We start from the raw sequence: 445 nt of genomic DNA, 5'->3' as shown, positions 1-445 counted from the left end.
CAGGCCACCGCGGACCGCATTGAGGCGCTCCGGTACCACTTGCAGCGGATCGGTATTCCACTGCGAGGCAATGAATTCCACGATGCCGTCTTTGGCTTCTTCCAGCCCGGCGCGGCATTCGCGCAGCACCGCGTCCATGGCCTGGCCCACATGGCTGGGCATGTCATCGCCCTGGCCGTTGTAGCTTCGTGCATTGCGCTGGTCGCCACTGATGCCGGCCAGGGTCGCTTCCACGTAGAGCAGGGCCCCGGCGATATCCATCAGGCTTTCGCGTTCGGCGGGTGCGTTGCCGGCGACGATATCTTCCATGGCGTGGAGTTGTTCTTCCACCAGTGCCCGGGGCTGGCCCAGGCCCAGTACGGCCACGGTGTCGGCCACCTGCTTCAGGGTCAGGGTGAGCGGTTGCAGCTTGCTGGTATCGGTGTCACCACTGTGAACAAAGCTT

The 445-nt window shown here is 64.0% G+C and carries 1 protein-coding gene; it reads right to left on the bottom strand.

The genetic code is table 11. The annotated features are described in order from the left end of the window. Positions 1–445 (bottom strand): hypothetical protein (locus tag A3730_RS31490; protein ID WP_197477421.1); only part of this gene is annotated, 445 nt, incomplete at both ends.

It is taken from the genome of Alcanivorax sp. HI0044 (assembly GCF_001634945.1).
Note: the sequence above shows the minus strand (reverse complement) of the source record. Positions and strands in the feature narration are given on the sequence as shown.